This is a genomic window from Myxococcus vastator, assembly GCF_010894475.1.
Lineage (GTDB): Bacteria > Myxococcota > Myxococcia > Myxococcales > Myxococcaceae > Myxococcus > Myxococcus vastator.
The window spans coordinates 1-2,005 of sequence record NZ_JAAIYB010000770.1 but is presented as its reverse complement, the minus strand read 5'-3'; the positions used below and the strand labels follow the sequence as shown (position 1 = coordinate 2,005).

The following is a 2,005-nucleotide window of genomic DNA, read 5'->3' as shown; positions in this document are numbered from 1 at the left end:
GTGCCGGGGGTGGGGGACGGCGGGCCGCGGCCGGGCCGTGGCGTGCCCTGAACACCGCTGCGTGCAGGCACGCATTCACCCCGTGAGCTTCGCCGGGCGCGAGGGCATCCTCCGCCCGGCGTCCCACGGGATGGGGAGAGGATGACGATGACGCGGCGCTCACGCGCGGAGGACTTCCTGGAGCTGGTGGAGCGGGGTCGGCGCGGCCGGCTCAAGCTCTACATCGGCTTCGCGGCCGGAGTGGGGAAGACGTACCGGATGCTGGAGGAGGCCCACGCGCTGAAGCGGCGCGGCGTGGACGTGGTGCTGGGCTTCGTGGAGCCGCATGACCGCGCGGACACGCAGGCGCTGGTGGAGGGCCTGGAGGTGGTGTCGCGCAAGCAGTACACCTACCGCGACGTCACCGTGGAGGAGATGGACCTGGACGCGGTGCTCGCGCGCAAGCCGCAGGTGGTGGTGGTGGACGAGCTGGCCCACACCAACCTTCCGGTGTGCCGTCACCGCAAGCGCTACCAAGACGTGCAGGCGTTGCTGGAGGCGGGCATCAACGTCATCGGGGCCTTCAACGTCCAGCACCTGGAGAGCCTCAACGATTTGGTGGGGCGCGCCACCGGCGTCACCGTGCGCGAGACGCTGCCCGACAGCTTCCTCAAGGCCGCCGACCAGGTGGTGAACCTGGACCTGGCGGTGGAGGACCTGCACGAGCGGCTCCGGACGGGGAAGATCTACGCGAACGACAAGGTGCCCCAGGCGCTGGAGCGCTTCTTCAAGGCGGAGAACCTGGCCACGCTGCGCGAGCTGGCGCTGCGAGAGGTGGCGGAGAGCCTGGACCGCGCCACCGCGAGGCCACCTCCGGGAGAGGGAGATGAAGGCTCGCAGCGGGGCGCGGCGTGGGGCCGGGTGCTGGTGGCGCTGTCGAGCTATCCCCGGCACGCGGCGACGCTGCTGCGCCGGGGCTCGCGGATGGCGGGCCGGCTGAACACGGACTGGTTCGTCGTGTACGTGGAGACACCGCGCGAGGCGCCGCACCTCATCGACTCGGAGGCGCAGCGGCACCTGTTGACGAACATCGAGAAGGCGAAGGAGCTGGGCGCGGAGGTGGTGCGCCTGCGGACCCGGGACCCGGTGGAGGGCCTCCTGGACTTCGCGCGCTCGCACGGGGTGGGGCACATCATCGTCGGCCGGTCGCATCAGCCGTGGTGGAAGCAGCGGCTGGGGCGCTCGGTGGACGTGCGGTTGGTGCGCGAGGGCCGGGGCTTCGACATCCACGTGGTGGCCTTCGAGCCGCGGGAGGAGGGACGCCGCCCATGACGCTGCGAGCCCGGTTGTTGCTGGCCCAGGCACCCCTGGCCCTGGCGCTGTTGTTGGTGGGCGTGGTGGCCGTGGTGACGTTGTCCCGGCTGGGGCGCGCTGGGCCGCGGGTGCTTCAGGACAACTACCGCAGCGTGCTGGCCGCGCAGGAGATGATGGCGCAACTGGAGCGCATGGACAGCGGGGCGCTCTTCATCATCGCGGGCGAGCGGCAGCGCGGGCTGGCGCAGCAGGCGGCGCAGCGCGAGCGCGTGGAGTCGCGGCTGCGGGTGCAGGAGGGCAACGTCACCGAGCCCGCCGAGGACGCGGCGACGCTCCGGCTGCGCCTGGCCTGGCGGCGTTACCTGGAACGCTATGAGGGGTTCCTCGCCCAGCCGTCGCCGGAGGGCGCGCGGGCGGCGTACTTCGGTGGGCTCGAGCCGGCCTTCCAGACGGTGATGGGCGCGGCCCGGGCCATCCTGGACCTGAACCAGGACGCCATGGTGCGCAAGAGCGAGGCGTTGCAGCGGCAGAGCGCGCGGGTGAACACGGTGATGGTGACGGCGGTGCTGGTGGCCTTCGTGGTGGGGTTGCTCGCCTCGCAGTCGCTGACGCACCGGGCGCTCCGGCCGGTGTCGGTGCTGTCGCAGGCGGTGCGGCGCCTGGGTGAAGGCGACTACGCGGCGCGCGCGGTGGTGGAGGGGCAGGACGAAGT

At 72.2% G+C, this 2,005-nt stretch carries 2 protein-coding genes; both read left to right on the top strand.

Annotation, left to right across the window (positions count from 1 at the left end):
* The first annotated feature begins 141 nt into the window (after positions 1-141).
* Positions 142-1,311: a sensor protein KdpD gene (locus G4D87_RS37075; protein ID WP_163787489.1), complete on the top strand. Its 1,170-nt coding sequence runs from the start codon at positions 142-144 to the stop codon at positions 1,309-1,311.
* Positions 1,308-2,005 (top strand): HAMP domain-containing protein (locus tag G4D87_RS37070; protein WP_163787488.1); only part of this gene is annotated, 698 nt, incomplete at its 3' end. The genes G4D87_RS37075 and G4D87_RS37070, both read left to right, overlap by 4 nt.

What these genes read in the sequence shown, in the direction of transcription:
- G4D87_RS37075 (WP_163787489.1), top strand. Translation starts at nt 142, where the DNA reads ATGACGATGACGCGGCGCTCACGCGCGGAGGACTTCCTGGAGCTGGTG.